Source organism: Bradyrhizobium sp. KZN70725, assembly GCF_055264925.1.
This window is the reverse complement of record NZ_JBUYWT010000206.1, coordinates 1-519: the sequence shown is the minus strand read 5'-3', so window position 1 is coordinate 519 and position 519 is coordinate 1. Positions and strand designations below refer to the sequence as shown.

Below are 519 nucleotides of genomic sequence, written 5' to 3'. Positions count from 1 at the left end.
ATGGCGAGGTCTTCGAACAAGCGCGGCATACGCAAATAAAGGACGGAATGATCGAGCCTGGCCGCCTGGCGTCCGAAGGCACATGCCAACCAGGTTTTGCCAGTCCCGGTCAGGCCGGTGATGATGAAGTTCTCATGGGCTTTCAGCCAGGCGCCTTGCGCCAGCTGCAGGGTGTTGCGCCGGTCAAGGCCGCGGCGGGACGCGAAGTCGACGTCTTCGATACAGGCGTCGACGAAGCGCAGCTTGGCTGCGGCCAGCCGATTGGTCAGGCGCCGGTCGGCACGCATGGCGGCTTCGCGATCGAGCATCAGGCCGAGCCACTCATCCCGGCTGAGATCGGCGGCATTGTCCTGTTCGGCTAGTTGCCGGTAAGCGGCCGCCATTCCGGCAAGGCCGAGCGCCTGCATCTGCTCGAGGGTCGGGTGGGTCAGCATCGCGATGTTCCTTTCCTTCATTGATAATAGCCCCCACCACGGATGTTGGCGTGCGAGGGGGTGGCTTTGACGGGTGCGGCAGCAG

At 64.0% G+C, this 519-nt stretch carries 1 protein-coding gene; it reads right to left on the bottom strand.

Annotated features, from left to right (window positions below):
• A partial coding sequence (locus tag ACZBJS_RS42735) for an ATP-binding protein (RefSeq protein WP_463440357.1) occupies positions 1-455 on the bottom strand: 455 nt, incomplete at its 3' end.
• Between the last annotated feature and the right edge of the window lie 64 nt (positions 456-519).